This is a genomic window from Leifsonia sp. 10L418 (assembly GCF_056395445.1).
This window is the reverse complement of the sequence record NZ_JBFTJN010000007.1, coordinates 88,065-104,351: the sequence shown is the minus strand read 5'-3', so window position 1 is coordinate 104,351 and position 16,287 is coordinate 88,065. Positions and strand designations below refer to the sequence as shown.

At 65.8% G+C, this 16,287-nt stretch carries 16 protein-coding genes; 7 read left to right on the top strand and 9 right to left on the bottom strand.

Features of this window, described 5'->3' with window-relative positions; translation table 11 throughout:
• Positions 1-47: 47 nt before the first annotated feature.
• Positions 48-863 carry a thiolase family protein gene (locus tag AC1DCF_RS14670; protein WP_477211673.1) on the top strand — a complete coding sequence of 272 codons (816 nt, stop codon included), beginning with the start codon at positions 48-50 and terminating at the stop codon, positions 861-863.
• A complete protein-coding gene (locus AC1DCF_RS14665; protein WP_477211742.1) occupies positions 864-1,289 on the top strand; it encodes a thiolase C-terminal domain-containing protein in 426 nt (141 codons plus the stop codon).
• Between the two features lie 212 nt (positions 1,290-1,501).
• Here AC1DCF_RS14665 and AC1DCF_RS14660 read toward each other — a convergent pair whose 3' ends face one another.
• The 3 genes from AC1DCF_RS14660 to AC1DCF_RS14650 are packed head-to-tail and all read right to left on the bottom strand — an operon-like array spanning position 1,502 to position 4,592.
• Positions 1,502-2,584 carry a phosphotransferase family protein gene (locus tag AC1DCF_RS14660; protein ID WP_477211672.1) on the bottom strand — a complete coding sequence of 361 codons (1,083 nt, stop codon included), beginning with the start codon at positions 2,582-2,584 and terminating at the stop codon, positions 1,502-1,504.
• Positions 2,581-3,804, bottom strand: coding sequence for an acyl-CoA dehydrogenase family protein (locus AC1DCF_RS14655; RefSeq protein ID WP_477211671.1), 1,224 nt, complete (start codon positions 3,802-3,804; stop codon positions 2,581-2,583). The genes AC1DCF_RS14660 and AC1DCF_RS14655 overlap by 4 nt, the downstream gene beginning before the upstream one ends.
• Positions 3,801-4,592 (bottom strand): SDR family oxidoreductase, encoded by a 792-nt coding sequence (locus AC1DCF_RS14650; protein ID WP_477211670.1) that lies wholly within the window; start codon positions 4,590-4,592, stop codon positions 3,801-3,803. Before AC1DCF_RS14650 ends, AC1DCF_RS14655 begins: the two co-directional genes overlap by 4 nt.
• 122 nt (positions 4,593-4,714) lie before the next feature.
• On the opposite strand from AC1DCF_RS14650, the gene AC1DCF_RS14645 reads away from it, so the two are divergent.
• The 3 genes from AC1DCF_RS14645 (at position 4,715) to AC1DCF_RS14635 (ending at position 6,911) form a co-directional block, all read left to right on the top strand.
• Positions 4,715-5,350 (top strand): TetR/AcrR family transcriptional regulator, encoded by a 636-nt coding sequence (locus AC1DCF_RS14645; protein WP_477211669.1) that lies wholly within the window; start codon positions 4,715-4,717, stop codon positions 5,348-5,350.
• Between the two features lie 147 nt (positions 5,351-5,497).
• Entirely contained in the window at positions 5,498-6,265 is a 768-nt protein-coding gene (locus tag AC1DCF_RS14640) for a COG4705 family protein (protein WP_477211668.1), read from the top strand.
• Between the two features lie 259 nt (positions 6,266-6,524).
• Complete coding sequence (locus AC1DCF_RS14635; RefSeq protein ID WP_477211667.1) at positions 6,525-6,911, top strand: UBP-type zinc finger domain-containing protein; 387 nt, start codon at positions 6,525-6,527, stop codon at positions 6,909-6,911.
• Positions 6,912-6,978: 67 nt separating this feature from the next.
• On the opposite strand, the gene AC1DCF_RS14630 is transcribed toward AC1DCF_RS14635, so the two are convergent.
• The 4 genes from AC1DCF_RS14630 to AC1DCF_RS14615 form a co-directional block, all read right to left on the bottom strand.
• Entirely contained in the window at positions 6,979-7,926 is a 948-nt protein-coding gene (locus AC1DCF_RS14630; protein ID WP_477211666.1) for a pseudouridine synthase, read from the bottom strand.
• A gap of 9 nt (positions 7,927-7,935) precedes the next feature.
• Positions 7,936-9,270 carry a chloride channel protein gene (locus AC1DCF_RS14625; protein WP_477211665.1) on the bottom strand — a complete coding sequence of 445 codons (1,335 nt, stop codon included), beginning with the start codon at positions 9,268-9,270 and terminating at the stop codon, positions 7,936-7,938.
• A gap of 114 nt (positions 9,271-9,384) precedes the next feature.
• The gene (locus AC1DCF_RS14620) at positions 9,385-11,094 is read right to left on the bottom strand and encodes an ABC1 kinase family protein (RefSeq protein ID WP_477211664.1); all 1,710 of its coding nucleotides are present in this window, start codon (positions 11,092-11,094) and stop codon (positions 9,385-9,387) included.
• A gap of 5 nt (positions 11,095-11,099) precedes the next feature.
• Complete coding sequence (locus tag AC1DCF_RS14615; protein ID WP_477211663.1) at positions 11,100-11,645, bottom strand: PadR family transcriptional regulator; 546 nt, start codon at positions 11,643-11,645, stop codon at positions 11,100-11,102.
• A gap of 204 nt (positions 11,646-11,849) precedes the next feature.
• Here AC1DCF_RS14615 and AC1DCF_RS14610 point away from each other — a divergent pair, with 204 nt between their 5' ends.
• Positions 11,850-12,359, top strand: a complete 510-nt coding sequence (locus AC1DCF_RS14610) for a methyltransferase family protein (protein WP_477211662.1) — start codon at positions 11,850-11,852, stop codon at positions 12,357-12,359.
• 208 nt (positions 12,360-12,567) lie between these two features.
• Positions 12,568-13,944 (top strand): NAD-dependent succinate-semialdehyde dehydrogenase, encoded by a 1,377-nt coding sequence (locus tag AC1DCF_RS14605; RefSeq protein ID WP_477211661.1) that lies wholly within the window; start codon positions 12,568-12,570, stop codon positions 13,942-13,944.
• Positions 13,945-14,018: 74 nt separating this feature from the next.
• On the opposite strand, the gene AC1DCF_RS14600 is transcribed toward AC1DCF_RS14605, so the two are convergent.
• Together AC1DCF_RS14600 and AC1DCF_RS14595 are read right to left on the bottom strand one after the other, a co-directional pair.
• On the bottom strand, positions 14,019-14,975 hold the full coding sequence (locus AC1DCF_RS14600) for an alpha/beta hydrolase (protein WP_477211660.1): 957 nt from the start codon (positions 14,973-14,975) through the stop codon (positions 14,019-14,021).
• A gap of 103 nt (positions 14,976-15,078) precedes the next feature.
• Complete coding sequence (locus AC1DCF_RS14595; protein ID WP_477211659.1) at positions 15,079-16,275, bottom strand: RimK family alpha-L-glutamate ligase; 1,197 nt, start codon at positions 16,273-16,275, stop codon at positions 15,079-15,081.
• Positions 16,276-16,287: the final 12 nt, after the last annotated feature.

Sequence of the window (16,287 nt, the reverse complement as noted above, 5' to 3'; positions counted from 1 at the left end):
ACTCCGTCGGCTGCTCCTCAACCACCGAAGCTAGGAAGGAATCGCACATGAACCACTCGCGCGGCGTGTATCTCCTGGGCGGGACCCAGACCGATTTCAAACGCAACCTCGCCACCGAAGGCGTCGATGACGCGGTGTTCTCCTTGATTCAGGAGGCGGCACTCGGTGCGATCGCGGATGCCGAGATCGACCCAGCGGATGTTCAGCGCGCGCACGTCGGCAACCACTCCAGCGAGATCTTCACCGGGCAGTCCCACCTCGGTGCCATGCTCCCGGCAGTGCGGCCGGAGTGGCGCGAGTTGCCATCGTCGCGCCACGAGGCGGCGTGCGCTTCCGGCAGCATGGCCGCCCTCGGCGCCATGGCCGACATCGAGGCCGGTTTCTACGACGTCGTTCTCGTGCTCGGCGTCGAGCAGATGCGCAATGTCCCCGGCATCGTCGCCGCGAACAACCTCGGCTGCGCGAGCTGGCGTTCCCGAGAAGACCTCGGCGAGCTGGCCTGGCCCACCGCATTCGACCGCGTCGCCGACGAGATCTCGCGGCGCTCCGGCGGCATGACAACCGAGCACCTGGCCCGGCTCGTGCAGAACAGCCGTGCCAACGCGCGCAACAACCCGCTGGCGCAGACACGCGACTGGATCGAAACCGCGGCCTCCTTCGCCGACGACGACGAGACCAATCCGCTCGTGCAGGGGTCTCTGCGCAAGAGCGACTGCGGCCGGATCAGCGACGGTTCGAGTGCCGTCATTCTGGCCAGCCGCGACTATGCCGAACGCTGGCGCGCGCGGCACGGACACGCCGACATGCCGCCGCGGATCAAGGGCTGGGGGCATAAGACCTCCACGATGGCACTCGACGAGTAACTGCGCGCATCCGCCGACAGCGAGTATCTCTTTCCGCATCTGCGGGCCGCCATCACCGACAGCTACGGGCGCGCCGGGATCGCGGGCCCGTACGACCTCGATGCCATCGAACTGCACGACTGTTTCTCGATCAGCTCGTACCTGGCGATCGATCACCTCGGCATCACCGGGCCGGGCGCAGCCTGGCAGGCGATTGAAGACGGCCGCATGGAGATGGGCGGATCGATTCCGGTGAATCCCTCCGGCGGGCTGCTCTCGGGTGGCCACCCGGTGGGCGCCACCGGGGTACGGATGCTGAACGATGCGCGTCGTCAGGTGATCGGCCGGGCTGGCGCCATGCAGGTCGAGGGTGCGAAGAATGTGGCCACCCTGAACTTCGGCGGCAGTGTGGCGACGGTGGCCAGCTTCGTGGTGGGTCGGGACTAACCCTCGTCCTCCCCCTCCGTCCCAATTCACCATTTCGTTGGTCGAGGAGCTCGCGACGAAGGAGCGCGCATCTCGAGCGGTGTACTGAGCTTGTCGAAGTGACCACGCGAGCCGATGTTCAGACGTGGGTCACGTTTGAGGTTCGGCTCACGAGGTCTCGAGACGGCCGCGGGCGGCCTCCTCGACCAACGACATGGTCGCCCCGAGCAGCCTTAGCCCATCTCGATCAGGCGGGCCGATTCCCTCACCAGCGCGGGCACTCCATCGGCGAGGGTCGGGGCGAACCGGTCGCCCGGACGCTCACCGTTCAGCCAGCGCGTGTAGATCGCTTCGCAGAACACCGCCGCTTTCCAGAGCGCCAAGGCCTGATACCAACGCAGCTCCGACAGGTCGAGGCCCGTTGCCGTGCCGTAGCGCTCCGCGAGTTCGGCCCGCGTCGGATACCCCTCGAGTCGGGTGACCGGCGTGAGCTCAAGCGGAGTGCTCGTCGCCCCGGCCTCCGCATAGGTCGCGAGAAAGTAGCCGAGATCGGCGAGCGGGTCGCCGACCGTCGCCATCTCCCAGTCCAGAATCGCCAGCACGCGGGGCGGAGCCAAGCGTTCAAACATGAGGTTGCCCAGTCGAAAGTCGCCGTGCACGACCGAGGCCCGCTGACTGGTCGGCACATTCGCTGCGAGCCAGGAGGCCACCGAGCTGATCTCCGGAACAGAACGCAGCGTCGTCGCGTCCCAGAGCGACGAGAACAGTGCGACCTGCCGCTCCAGATAGCCCTCGGGCCGACCCACCCTTTCCAGGCCGCCGCGCGTGACGTCGACCGCGTGCAGAGTGACGAGCGTGTCGACCGCCGCGAAGGCTGTCGCTCGACGCTGCTCGGGAGTGTCGAACCCCGCCAGCTCGATGTCGGTGATGACGGCACCGTCGAGGTAGTCCATCACGTAGAAGGGCACGCCGAGCACCGACTCGCCGACGCACACCGCCACGATGGTCGGCACCGCAATGCCCGCGGCCTTCACCAGCAACTGGATGCGCGACTCGCGCACCATGTCATGTGTCGACTTCGGCAGCGGCGGGCGTGGACCACGACGAAGCACGAGCAAGCGCTCACCGCGACGCAGCAGGTACGTCAGATTCGAGTGCCCGTCACCGATGCGCTGCCACGCGATCGCGCCTGAGCCGAGCCCCTCGGAATCCAGAAACTCGGCGAGCGCGTCGAGAACCAGCAGCGGCGGATGCTCCAGGCCCACGGCATCCGCTCGCGTCGCCACGACCTCCACCCCGTCGGGTGTCGAGATCACGAACCCGCTCCACCCACGATGTCCATCCGTGCGGCGCCAGCCGCCACCTCTCTGCGGCGGCGCGAGGAGGCCCGGCGGGAAATCGCCCACTTGTGCGTCTCGTTCGAACCGTCGTAAATGCGAAACGGCCGCACCTCGTTCATATACGAGGCGAGCGGAAGGCTGTCGGTGACGCCGTCACCCCCGCAGAGCTGAATCGCGCGGTCGATCACCCGGCAGATGGCCTCAGAGCAGTGCACCTTCGCAATTGACGACAGGGCCGATCCGGCCTTCGGGTCGGTCTCGAGCAGGGCCGCCGTCTTGGCGATGATCGCATCGCTCGTCTCGATGTCGATGACCGACAGCGCGAGCATGTCCTGCGCAATGCCCAGCTCATTGATGCGGTGCCCGAAGATCTCGCGCTCGTTCGTGCGGTCCAGCACGATGTCGAGGGCGCGGCGGGCCAGCCCGAGCCAGCGCATGCAGTGCGTGAGCCGGGCGGGGCCCAGCCGCACCTGTGCGTACCGGAAGCCCTCCCCCGGCATACCGAGCACGGCGTCGTCGGCGACGAAACAGTTCTCGAAATGCACATGCGGATGCCCGCCGGCAATGGCACGGTCGATGGCATAGATCTGCTCGCCGATGCGAACGCCGGGGTTGTCCATGTCGACCAGCAGCATGGTCGCTCCGGCCGGCACACCGTCGCTGGCGTCGTTCCGGGCCATCACGATCAAGAAGTCGGCCACCTCCGCGCCGCTGATGAACCGTTTGTGGCCGTTGATCAGCCATCCGCCCTCAACCCGCACCGCCTCGGTCTGCAGGGCTTCGGGGTCGGATCCCGCACCCGGGTGCGGCTCCGTCATGGCGAAACACGAGCGCATCTCGCCCGCTGCGAGGGGCGCAAGGTAGCGCTGCTTCTGCGCATCCGTGGCGATGATGCTGAGCATGTGCATATTGCCCTCATCGGGCGCCATGCAGTTCAACACAATCGGCCCGATCGGCGAGTAGCCGGCTTCCTGGAAGATGGCCGACCAGTGCTCGATCGGCATCCCCTGGCCGCCGAATTCACGCGGAACGTGTGGAGCGAAAACGCCGGCTTCCTTGGCTGCCGCCATCAGCGTGGCGCGCAGTTCTTCGCTCAGGCGCAGGTCGGGGCCGGGCTCGACCGGCACGACGACGGTGCGGATGAAATCGCGCGTGCGCACGCGGAGCGCTTCCCATTCGGGAGGGAGGGCGCTCATGCTGTTCCTCCGGCCGACAGCAGTCCGCCGTCGAGAGTCAGGGTCTGCCCGGTCACCCAGGACGCGTCGTCGGAGGCGAAGTAGGCGACGGCACCGGCGACATCCTCCGGCGTGCCGAGTCGGGCAAGCGGATAGGCGGCCGCAACCTCGTCTTCCTTGCCTTCGTACAGAACGCGAGCGAACTGGGTTTTGACGACGGCCGGTGCGACAGCGTTGACACGGATGTCGGGTCCGAGTTCCACGGCCAGCGTGCGTGTGAGGTGGATGAGCGCGGCCTTCGTGATCCCGTACATGCCGATACCTTCGGCGGGCACGATTCCGGTCACCGACGCAATGTTGATCACCGACCCGCGCCGTGCTGTGAAGCCAAGGGCGTCGTGGTGGTAGGCGGCCTGGGTCCAGGCGAGCGTGCCGAGCAGGTTGACTTCGACGAGCTTGCGCGCACCGCTGAGATCGAGGTCGATCAGCGGGCCATAGACCGGGTTGATCCCGGCGTTGTTGACCAGGATGTCGAGGCCGCCGAACTCGCGCGCGATCGTGTCCATGACCTCGGCACGGTGTTCGGGGTCATCGCTCTTGCCCGCCACCCAGATCGCACTCCCCGCAGGGAATGATGCGGCGGCTTCGGCGAGCGGTTCCGGTTTGCGCGCGGTGATGCACACGCGGGCACCTTCGGCGACGAGCCGCTGAGCGACGGCCAGGCCGATGCCACGACTGGCACCGGTGACGAGGGCGGTCTTGCCGGCCAGGCGATGAGCGTTGACTGCGTTGTCGTTGTTCATAAGCATCCGTTATTCTCGAACCGAGCGAGCGCTCGGTAAGCTCAAGTGTGGAGTGGCGCAGCCGAGGCGTCAAGCATGTGTTCCCGGCACGATTCGATCCGGCAGGCGGAGGATGGCGATGGGCAGCTATGGGCAGCGACGCTGAGCCGGCCGTGCAGGTGGACTGGCGCAACTTCGATGACGACTCCCTGCCGCCGCTGCTTCGATCGGCCGTGCAGACCTTTGTGACGCACGGCTATCACGGAACCACCACGCGCACGCTGGCGGCAGCCGCGAACATGTCGGTGCCCGGTCTCTACCACCACTTCGCCTCGAAGCAGGCGATCATCGTGGCCATCATGGATTACGCCATGGACGATCTCTGGTGCCGCAGCAGCGCGGCGCAGGCCGAGGCGGGGCCCGACCTGGAGCGGCAGCTGGCCCTGCACATCGAGTGCCTCGCCCTATTCCATGCCCACCGGAAAGAGCTCGCGTTCCTCGCCGCGACCGAGCTGCGCAGTCTCGAACCCGACGCGCGTGCTCAGCACATCGCAGCGCGTGACCGTCAGGAGCGTCTTCTCGTGGAGATTCTGGCTGAAGGTGCTGAACACAGCGTCTTTGACGCGGCCGACCCCCGTCAAGTTGCTCGTGCGCTCATCACCATGTGCACGGGGGTGTCCCAGTGGTTCGACGCGACCGGCCCGCTGTCTGCCGCGGCGATCGCGGAAGACTACATGCGCTTTGCGCACCGCATAGTTCGTCGGCCGGGCCCGCCAGTGTTGTAGTTGGCCCATCCATCCGGTGAGGTCGCATCCGGCTTTCTGAGAATCTTGGAAGGAGCGATACCTACCGGAATTGGATGCCGCACAGGTGACGCCTCATAGTCTCAAAGCCGAGACCGTCACGTGGGCGGTCGATGGAGGTTGGACTGCGTGAGCGTAAGAACGGCGATGCTGAGGGTTCCCGAAATCACGGCGTACTTCTGGATCGTCAAGGCACTCTCCACCGCCATGGGCGAATCCACCAGTGATTTCCTGGTCAGGTCGATCGGACCGGTGCCGGCCGTTCTCCTTGGATTCGTCGGATTCGTCGTGGCGATGATCATTCAGCTGACGCGCCGCCGGTATCTGGCGTGGTCATATTGGCTCGCCGTGGTCATGGTCGGCGTCTTCGGCACCATGGCCGCTGACGTATTGCATGTGGGATTCGGAGTGGGATACCTGGCCTCCAGCATCTTCTTCGCCGTGGTTCTCGCGGCGGTCTTCGTCACCTGGCGGGCGACCGAGAAGACCCTCTCAATCCACAGCATCGACACCTTCCGGCGCGAGATCTTCTACTGGCTCGCGGTCATCGCCACGTTCGCCCTCGGCACGGCTGTCGGCGACCTCACCGCGGTGGCCTTCCACCTCGGCTACCTGACGTCAGCGATCATCTTCGCCGTTCTGATCGCGCTGCCCGCCATCGGCTATCGATGGTTCAACCTCAACCCGATCTTCGCTTTCTGGTTCGCCTATGTGGCCACCCGGCCGCTCGGCGCATCCGTCGCCGACTGGCTGGGAAAGCCCGTGGCCGAGGGTGGCCTCGGGGTGGGGTCCGGGCTGGTGGCTCTCGTGCTCACGCTCGCAATTGCCGCGCTCGTGGCCAACCTTTCGGTGACCCGGCGTGACGTGCAGGTTCGTGCGCAGGCAGTCGATGTCTAGGCCGAATTCGCGGATGCGCTCGCACTCTGGGGCGTCACGATCGGTGACGCCCCGGAATGGTGGTCCCGCGATCGCGGTGAATGGAATCAAAGCCTTCGACAGCCAACACATCGAACATGGCGACTGCGATGGTCAACTCCGCGCATGACACGTATGCTGCGAAAGCGGCGCCCCAGCTCGCTGCTCCTGCATTCACCGAGGAAGAAGGCGATCGTGACAGAGCAGACATCCGGTGGCAAGACTCATCGAATTCACGATCATGACTGACGATCTCCCCAACCTGGCCACCAATCCCCCGAGCGGTACCGGCTGCGTCGAGTGCGAGCAAGAGGGGCTCTGGTGGGTGCACCTCCGACGGTGCGTATCGTGCGGGCACATCGGATGCTGCGACGACTCACTGAACCGCCATGCCACAGCACACGCGAACGCCACAGGGCATCGCCTGATTCGAAGTTTCGAACCAGGCGAGGAGTGGTTTTGGGACTACGACGCCGACGATTTCGTTGGCGGGCCCGACCTCGCTCCCCCGGACAGCCATCCGACTGATCAAACCGTGCCGGGCCCTGCCGACCGGCTCCCTTCCGACTGGCGCGAGCAGCTCGCAGCCGACCGGAACCGGGCAGCAAGAGAGGCTCCGGACCGGTAAGTGTCCTCGGTGGCCTGCAGCGCCGTCGGCCTCCCTCGACCGGCGCGCATGAGGCAAAAAACTGGCGCTAGCTACACGGCTCGGAGTGCCCATCCGCGCTCCGCAACGGAAGCGCACGCACACTCCCAAATTGACGGGGGCTCCCGTCGATCGGGTCAACAAAGGCGAGGTCGCTCGCGAGCAACTGCAGCGGCGTGCTGAAGTCGTCGAGTGGAGTCTGCCGGTCCACCGGGTAGAGCGGGTCGCCGCAGATCGGGATGCCGAGGCTCAGCATGTGCAGACGCAGTTGGTGGGTGCGCCCGGTGCGCGGGCTCAGCCGGTAGACGGCGGTACCGTCGCCCAGGTCTGACTCCAGCTCGATGAGCGACTCTGCGTTCACCGGGGCATCCGGTACGACCACGCCCTGCAGCTGGCCGCGATGCTTGGCGAGGTGGTTGCGCACAGTTGCCGGCAACGCGAGTTCGGGGCGGAGCGGTGCCTGAGCTCGGTAGGTCTTGGTGACGACACCGTCTTGGAACATCGTTTGATATGGCGCCCGCCAGCGTTTCTCGGTGGCGAGCAACAGCAGACCGGAGGTCACCCGGTCGAGCCGGTGCAGCGGCGCCAGTTCGGGCAGCCCGAGTTCGTGCCGCAGCCGAACGACGACGCTTTGCTGCACATGGCGGCCGCGCGGGATGGTGGAGAGAAACGGTGGCTTGTCGATCACGACGATCCGCTCGTCGCGATGCACGACATGGATGTCGCCGGGGACGTGCTTCTCCTCAGACAGGTCACGATGGAACCAGACGAACGTGTGCGGGCCGTATTCGTCGCGGACGGTCACGACCCGGCCATTCTCGTAGACGAAGCGGCCGTCGCGGAGAAGGCCATCGACATCCACAAACTCGTGCAGCCGCGACAGCAGCCACTCCCCCATCGTCGCCCACGGGCGCGGTCGTTCGATGTCGTGATCGGGGGTGCGCATCCACGCGGCGTCGAGGCCGTGACGCTGCGGCAAGGGGGAACGAGGAGGCACCGGTCGATCTTACGTCGCGGCGACGCGAGCCTGCTTCTCGAGGCCGTCGGGCGGCCGACGTGTGAACCGCGCAGAAGCGACATGGGCAACGACGACCGCGACGATCACGAGGGGCATGAGCGTCAGCCCGTCCGCCGCCAGGATCAGCGTCGGGAGCAAGACGGAGGTGAGTGGCAGTTTGAGCATGACGACCGACATCGCCCCGATGCCCATGGCGACGCCCGTGATCATGGGCAATCCCGGCAAGTGTGACAGGGCGACCCCGCCAACGGCTCCGATGAAGAGAGCGGGGAAGGTGGGCCCGCCGCGAAAGCTGCTGAGTGCGAGGCCGTAGGCGAGCCCCTTGCACACGATAAGGAGGAGTAACGCGCCGACGGTGTAGTCGGACGCATTGGCGACGAACGGTCCGAGGGCGTTTTGTCCCGAGAACAGCACCTCCGACGCATTCCTTCCGCTGATCACGGCATAACCGACGGCCAGCGCCGCGATGCCCAGGCCGACGACGGGCATGAGCAGCACCATCCGACGTTCGATGTGCGGACGAAGAGCGACACCCAGCCAGCGGATTCCGGCGCCGACCGGCACGGCGAGCAGCCCGATCACCACAGCCCAGAGAAATTGCACACCGTTCGGGGCCTCGAAGGGTGGGATGTCGGTGATCGCCAGCGAGAACGTTCCCAAGCCGGTCCAGGCGTCAAGGCCGATGAAGACCAGCGAGCCGATCCCCGCTGCCAGGAGGCCAGGCATGAGCACGAGACCCAGGCTGACGCCGCCGAGTCCCGACGCCTCCATGAGCAGGAACGCGCCGGTGAGCGGCGAGCCGAGCAGTGTGCTGATGGCGGCGAAGCTGCCCGCGGCGGCCATCATCGTCTGCGCTTGAGGCGGTGCGTCGCGCTTGACGAGCCTGACCGTGAGAGCGCCGAGTCCCGCCCCGAGGGCAAGCAATGGCGCCTCGGGGCCGAGCACAACGCCCAGGCTCAGGGTCGCCAGTGCGGCGAGCACGACGCCGGGGAGCATTCGCCCACTCGGGGGGCCTCCCATAACGAATCCGTCGGCCGGGGAATGCCCGCCTTTGCCGGGCAGGTAGCGGATCGCCAGCGCGACGAGCACCCCGGCGACCGCGAGGGGAATGAACGGCCACCAGATGGGCGCGGTGCCGGAGCCCAGCGCTTCGGGAACCGTGGTGAAGAACAGCTTCTGCAAGGCCGCGACGAGCGCAAGAAAGTAGTAGGCCACGGCCGAGATGGGAACACCGATGAGCGCCGCCAAAACAAGCAGCCCGAGATAGCTTTTGGATCTCAGTACGGCGATCGGATCAGGCGACGGGGTCGTGGTCGAAGACACGGAGTGACCCTATCCAGACGGTGCGTGGCCCGCCATCACCCACTTCGCGTGAGACCGATAAACCCCTCTGTGCACGTGTTGCGCTAGTTCGGTTGATTTTGCTTGGCGATCGGATCAGCTGCGGCGACCCGAGAACAGCGTGTGCATCAACGGGATGATCGACGCCACCAGTACCACCGTGCCGAACACGATGTCGTCGGCGCGCAGCCGGGAGCCGGCGACGAGAAGCGCTCCGAAGAGAAGCGCCGACACCGCCCGCCGTGCGGTGCGCTCCAGCCGGTCGATCCGGCGGTCGATGCTGGGGATCGCCACCGACAAGGTGCCGTCCTCGAGCTGGGTGAGAATCCCATCGATTCGCTTCGGCAGGCGCCACACCACGCCGGCCATCTCCATTGCCTGCTTCGCGGCATCCGACACCACGTTGCCACCTTCCTCCCGCAGCAGCTGTGCCGCGTAGGGCTCGATGGAGTCCCACACATTGAACTGGGGATCGAGGGCGCTGCACACGCCGGAGGTGAGGGACATCGCCCGGATGATCAGCAGAAAGTTCTCGGGCAGTTGCACCGGCAGCGAGCGCACCATGTCACCGAACTGCATCGCGAAGTCGCGGAACTCGCGCGGGTCGACATCGCGCAGCTCGGCGAAGCCCATACCGCCGAAACGGGCGAACAGCTGAACCATCGCCCGCTCGAGCTCTGTCGTTTCGGCGGAGGGCATGAGCACTCCCATGTCGCGCATCGCATCCACCAAGCCCTTGCCGTCGCGCGAGGCGGCGGCGATCAGCAGCTTCCGCAGGCCTCTGCGTGTGCCGGTGGACACCTCACCCATCATGCCGAAGTCGATGAATGTCAGTTTCCACGGCCGGCCGCCGGCTCCGTGGGCAGCCGGGGTGACGAAGATATTGCCGGGATGCGGATCGGCGTGGAAGAAGCCGTTGGTGAACAGCTGGTCGAACATCACCGTCGCGAAAGCGGGAGCCACCTCGGCTGGGTCGATGCCCGCCGCGCGCAGTGCCGCGGCATCGGTGATCTTGATCGCCGTCACGTCTTCGAGGGTGAGCACACGCCGGGTCGTTCGCTCCCAGACGACCGCGGGCACGGCCATCCGATCGTCACCGGCGAAGTCGGCCGCGAAGCGTTCGGCGCTCGTCGCCTCGTGCAGGTAGTCGATCTCCTCGAGGCTCGTCGACGCAAACTCCTTGATGAGGGCAGGCATATCGACACGGTCGGAGACCAGTCGCACCCGGCTGAGCCAGCCGGCCACCTTGCGCAATGCCGCCAAGTCGACATCGACGATCTTGTCGATGCCCGGCCGCTGCACTTTGAATATCACCCGGTCCATGCCGGTCTCGGCGGCATCAAGCGGCGCGAGCCAGGCGCGGTGAGCCTGACCGAGAGATGCCGCGGCCACCGGCGTCTCGTCGACCGCTGCGAACGCGCGCTCCAGCGACATACCCAGCTCCGCCTCGGCGAGCGCACGGATGGCCGGGAACGGCACCGGCGGCACTTCGTCTTGCAGCCCTTCAAGCTCCTTTGTGATCTCGGGCGGCAGGATGTCGAGCCGCGATGACATGAACTGACCGACCTTGATCATCAGCCCACCCAGGTCAACCGCGAGCAGATGGAACCGCTGCGCGAAGCCCCCCAACCGCTTCGTGCGCGTGCGTTCGGCGACGCTCGCGAGTCCGATGCGCGGGAGGACCAGCTCATACCACCAGGTCTGCGCCAGGTACCGGCCGGCAAAGCGCAGGATGCGGCGGTAGCGAGCGCGGGTGTTTCCGGCGCCGGGGATCGAATCTGCGCGCTCCCGGCGAACCGACGCCACCCTCGTCAGTCCTGCGCGAGAATCGAGTAGATCCGACGACGCGCTTCGTCGAGCGCTGTCACGGCCTGCTGAATTTGCTCCGGCGTCCCGGTGCGACCAACCTGGGCTGCCGCCTGGGCGAGTTCGAAACCGGCCTTCGGCAGAGCAGTGAATCCGGAGCCGTCATCGGCGCCCATGGTCGCCCACGGCGCCGTTGCGCTTGCTGCGGGAGCCTCCGCGCGACCCGCGTCGGTGAGTGCGTATGTTTTGCGACCGTTTGACTCCTCCGCGCTGATCAGACCCTCATCAGCGAGTAATTGCAGCGTCGGGTAGACGGAACCTGCGCTGGGCTTCCACCGGCCGCCGCTGCGCTCCTCGATCTCGCGAATGATCTGATAGCCGTGCATCGGCTGTTCGGCGAGCAGCGCGAGCACTGCCGCGCGCACGTCGCCCCGGCCCATGCGACTGCCCGAACGCTTCTCGAAGTTTGAGCGCAGCTGCTCCATCATTTGCCACATCCCTTCACCGCGACCGCCGGGTGAAAACCCGCTGGTTGGGAACGAACTGCCCATGGTGACCTCCCGTGAATTCCTCCGTGAACTGCGAACGATACTTAACGCTATGTCGCGAGGCGGCTTTGCGATAGGGGCGTGTGAGAAGGTCTACTCGTGTCGGGCCTCGACCGCGCACGGTCGTGGCGCGAAGCGCTAGGTGCTGCACTAGGTGCTGCACTAGGTGCTGCACTAGGCCGGAGGAATCGGGCTAGCGTGATGCATATGGTCCAGGCAGCCTCGCCCGCACGAGCATGGATCGGGACGATTGTCTTCCTTTTCCTCGCGCCTGGCGTCGTTGCGGGCCTCATTCCCTGGCTCATTTCTGACTGGCAACGGTTCACATGGGGCGGTGCGACGTGGGTCGTCGTGCCGATCGCTTGGATCGCGATCACCGTCGGGGTGGCCTTCCTCCTGCACGCCTTCGCACTCTTCGCCCTGCACCGCGGAACGCCTGCTCCGCTCGCCCCGACCGAGACGCTCGTTGTGACCGGGGTCTACCGCTTTGTGCGCAACCCGATGTACCTGGCGGTGCTGGCGATCATCCTCGGTCAAGCGCTGCTGTTCGGCAACTGGTGGCTCCTGCTCTATGCCGCGATGGTGTTCGGCACGGTCTTTGCGTTCGTGAAGGGCTACGAGGAGCCGACCCTCACCCGCACCTACGGCGAACAGTATCTCGACTACCGGCGCAATGTGCCGGGGTGGTGGCCGCGGGTCACGCCGTGGCAAGGGTGACCGCGCACTCGCGAGCCTGGCGTCGATGGGGAATACGCCGGAAACATCGGGACCAATCGAGCAGCGGTTGCAAGGCCGATGTCGTTCTTCCACTAACCTCAAACCATCGGTACGCACAAGACACGCAGCCGCAGAGAAGCGACAGCAACCGGCGATAGCCATGGTTCGTCGCGTGTCGTGCGTGCCCCTATCTGGAGGAAAGATAAGCATGTCCAAGTACCGGGTGCAGAATCCTGCCACGGGCGAAGTTCTCGAGACATTCGAGAACGCGACCGATGCGCAGATCGAAGAGGCGCTGACTAGCGCCGACGCCGTGTACCAAGAGTGGCGGGAGCGCAGCGTGCAGGAGCGCGCCGCCGTCGTCAAACGAGTTGCCGAGCTCTTCGAGGAACGCAAGGACGAGCTAGCGCGCCTCATCGCGGTCGAGATGGGCAAGTCGATTGCCGAATCGATCGACGAGGTCGAGTTCGCGACATCCATCATCGACTACTACGCGGTGCACGGCCCGAGCCTGATCACCGACTACGAGATCCCGAGCACAGTTCCGGGCAAGGCCTACATCGAGCACCGCCCAGTCGGCACGTTGCTCGGCGTGATGCCGTGGAACTTCCCGTACTACCAGGTCGCCCGCTTCGCAGCGCCGAACCTCGTGCTCGGCAACACGATCCTGCTCAAGCACGCAGACATCTGTGCCGGCTCGGCCCTCGCTATCCAGCAGATCATGGAGGATGCCGGCGTGCCCGTCGGCGGGTACCAGAACGTGTTCGCTTCGCACGATCAGATCGCAACGATCATTGCGGACCCGCGCGTACAGGGCGTCTCGCTGACCGGCTCCGAGCGTGCCGGCGCGATCATCGGTGCGCAGGCAGGCAAGAGCCTCAAAAAGTGCGTGCTCGAACTCGGCGGCATCGACCCGATGGTGGTGCTCGACTCTGACGACGTCGCGGCCGTGGCCAAGCAGGCGTGGGATTTCCGCGTCTACAACGTCGGCCAGGTGTGCAACTCGAACAAGCGCCTGATCGTCATGGATGACATCTATGACGAGTTCGTCGCCGAGCTGAAGAAGCTCGCCACGGGTCTGGTGCCGGGCGATCAGCTGAACCTCCCCGAGGGCGCCTTCACACCGATGTCGTCGCGCGTCGCAGCCGAGACGGTCCACGCCCAGGTGCAGAAGGCCGTGTCAGAAGGAGCGACGCTTGAGGCGGGCGGCGTTCTGTCGGACGGTCCGGGCGCGTACTATTCGCCGGCCGTGCTCACCGGCGTACCGCGCGACTCGGAGTCGTACGGCGTGGAGATCTTCGGGCCGGTTGCGACCGTCTACAAGGTGTCGAGTGATGAAGAAGCGTTGGAGCTCGCGAACGACTGCGCGCTGGGCCTCGGCGGTTCGGTCTTCTCGACCGATGTCGCTCGCGCGACGCGCGTTGCCTCGCAGCTTGAGGTCGGCATGTCGCACGTGAACACGATCGCAGCGGAGTCGGCCGAACTGCCGTTCGGTGGCGTGAAGCAGTCCGGCTTCGGCCGTGAGATGGGTCCGGTCGGCATTGGCGAGTTCGCCAACAAGCGACTGTTCTTCGTCTCCGCATAACCCGCAGTAGAAGCATTTCGAGGGCCGCAGGATTCCTGCGGCCCTCGTTCTATTTCCCGCCTGACCGTCAGGCGTTACGTGTTGAACGAATCCACGAACGCGAGGGTCGCATCAGTGATTTCTGTGCGTGCGGCGTTGCGGGTGATCGTCGGCTGGCCGTCGCCCGCCTGGGGTCCGTAGTCCCCGAAGTTCGCATGGACACCACCTTCGATGACGGTGAAAGTGGTGTCCTTGGGCAGCAACTCTCTCGAAGCATCGATCTTCTCCGGTGTTGCCAGCCCGTCATTCGAACCGGAGAGCGAGAGCACCTGTGCCTCCAGCGTGCTCATGTCGGTTGCCGGATAGGAAGCATAGAAGAACACTCCGACGACCGGATCAATCGGTGCTGCCGAGAAGGATTCCGCGTCTATCGCGGATACGACGCCTCCCAGCGAATGGCCACCGACCACCCACCGGTCAACCGGAGGGTGGTCGGCACGTGCGGCGGCGAATGCGCCCGTGGACAAGAAGGCGATGCCGAACGGCTGCTTCGGGATGACGACGGTATGACCGTTCTCCGCGAGCGGCCGCAGAACCGCCGCGTAGGCCCGGGCGTCGACGCGGGCCCCGGGCTGGAAGAACACCCCGACATCCCGTGCGTCCTTGGTCGGAGTCATCACGATCTGGGTCGGAGTCTCGGTGACGGTGACCGTGGCATCCGACTTCATGGCGGCGAGGGCCGGCTCAATTGCCGCGGACGGGACGATCCACCAGACAAGAGCCAGGATCCCGGAGAATGCCACGATCGCAGCCCACCGGAGAACCTTGAGCTTTCGGTGGGTCGCAGCGGGCTTCAGCCAGAAACGCACAGCAGACACGGCGCTGGCCAGGAAAACGGCAGCAAGCAGAACCACATACGCGGGATGCCCGTGCACGAGCATCGATCCCGTGGCAGCGGCCGCCCACGCTGTCACAATCACACCGAGCGTGGACACAATCCGGGCTGCCCAGACGAGCACGACGTCGGCCCGAGTGACTGTCGAACTGCTCACCGGAGGCCGAACCTCGATGGCATCAGGATCCGGACTTGTCACATTTCTCTCCGAACGTACGACGATTGCTGACAGATTTTGGCCTCACCCGCGGTACGTCGGATTACACCTCGGCGGCGGGAATGGGCTCGGTGGGGAGCTTCCGCACCTTGGTGCGGCGACGACGTCGTTCGGGCACCATCGAGCGCATCTCGTCGAGCTTGCCGAAGCAGAGCAGCCTGTCGCTGTCTTCCAGCACGAGATCCCCCTTCGGGTTGGGCATGACGGTGGCCCCGCGGTGCAGCGTCAGCACGGTGATGTCGCGCTCCCCCAATCCGGAGTCGGCCAACCGTTTTCCGACGAAATCGGCGTTGCTGTAGACGATGATCTCGGCGACGCCATATCCCGTTGAGACGCTGAGACGCTGGCGCACGTCGATCTCGGGAAAGCCGACCTGATCGGAGATGTAGTCGATGATCGCACCGGCGACATCCAGGTTCGTCGCCCGCTCAATTCCCTCGAGACCCGGCGACGAGTTGACCTCCATGATCAGCGGGCCATCGTTGCCCTCAAGCATGTCGACACCGGCGACGCGCAGGCCCATGATCTGCGCGGCCCGCACGGCGGCCCGATGGTATTCCGGGGTCAGTTCGACCGGCTCGACCGTGCCGCCACGGTGCACGTTCGAGCGGAATTCATCGCCGCTGGCCACCCGGCGCATCGCCGCCACCACGCGGTCGCCGACGACGAGGGCACGGATGTCGCGACCGCGGCTCTCCGAAATGAAGCTCTGGATCAGCACGTTCTGCTTCGTCGAGTGCAGTGTCTCGATGATCGCCTCGGCCACCTTCACCTCCGGCGCGAGGATCACGCCGATGCCCTGGGTGCCCTCGAGCAGCTTGATCACCACGGGGGCCCCGCCCACTCGTTCGATGGCCAGGCGCACATCGGCTCGGCTGTGCACGAACGCGGTCGCGGGCATGGCGATGTCGTGCCGGGACAGAATCTGACTGGCCCGCAGCTTGTCGCGCGCGTTCGTGATGCCGTTCGCGGTGTTGGGTGTGTAGACATCCATCTGTTCGAACTGGCGAACGACGGCGGTGCCGAAGTAGGTGATCGAGTTGCCGATGCGGGGCAGGATGGCGTCGTAGTCCGACAACAGCCGACCGCGGTACTGCAGGTCAGGCTCCGGGCCCGACAGGTCGATCGCGAAGCGCAGCGTGTTGAGCACCTTCACCTGGTGACCGCGCTGCAATCCTGCCGCTTTGAGCCTCTGGGTCGAATACGACTGTGGGGCGCGCGAGAGGATAGCCAATTTCATCGATGAACCTGC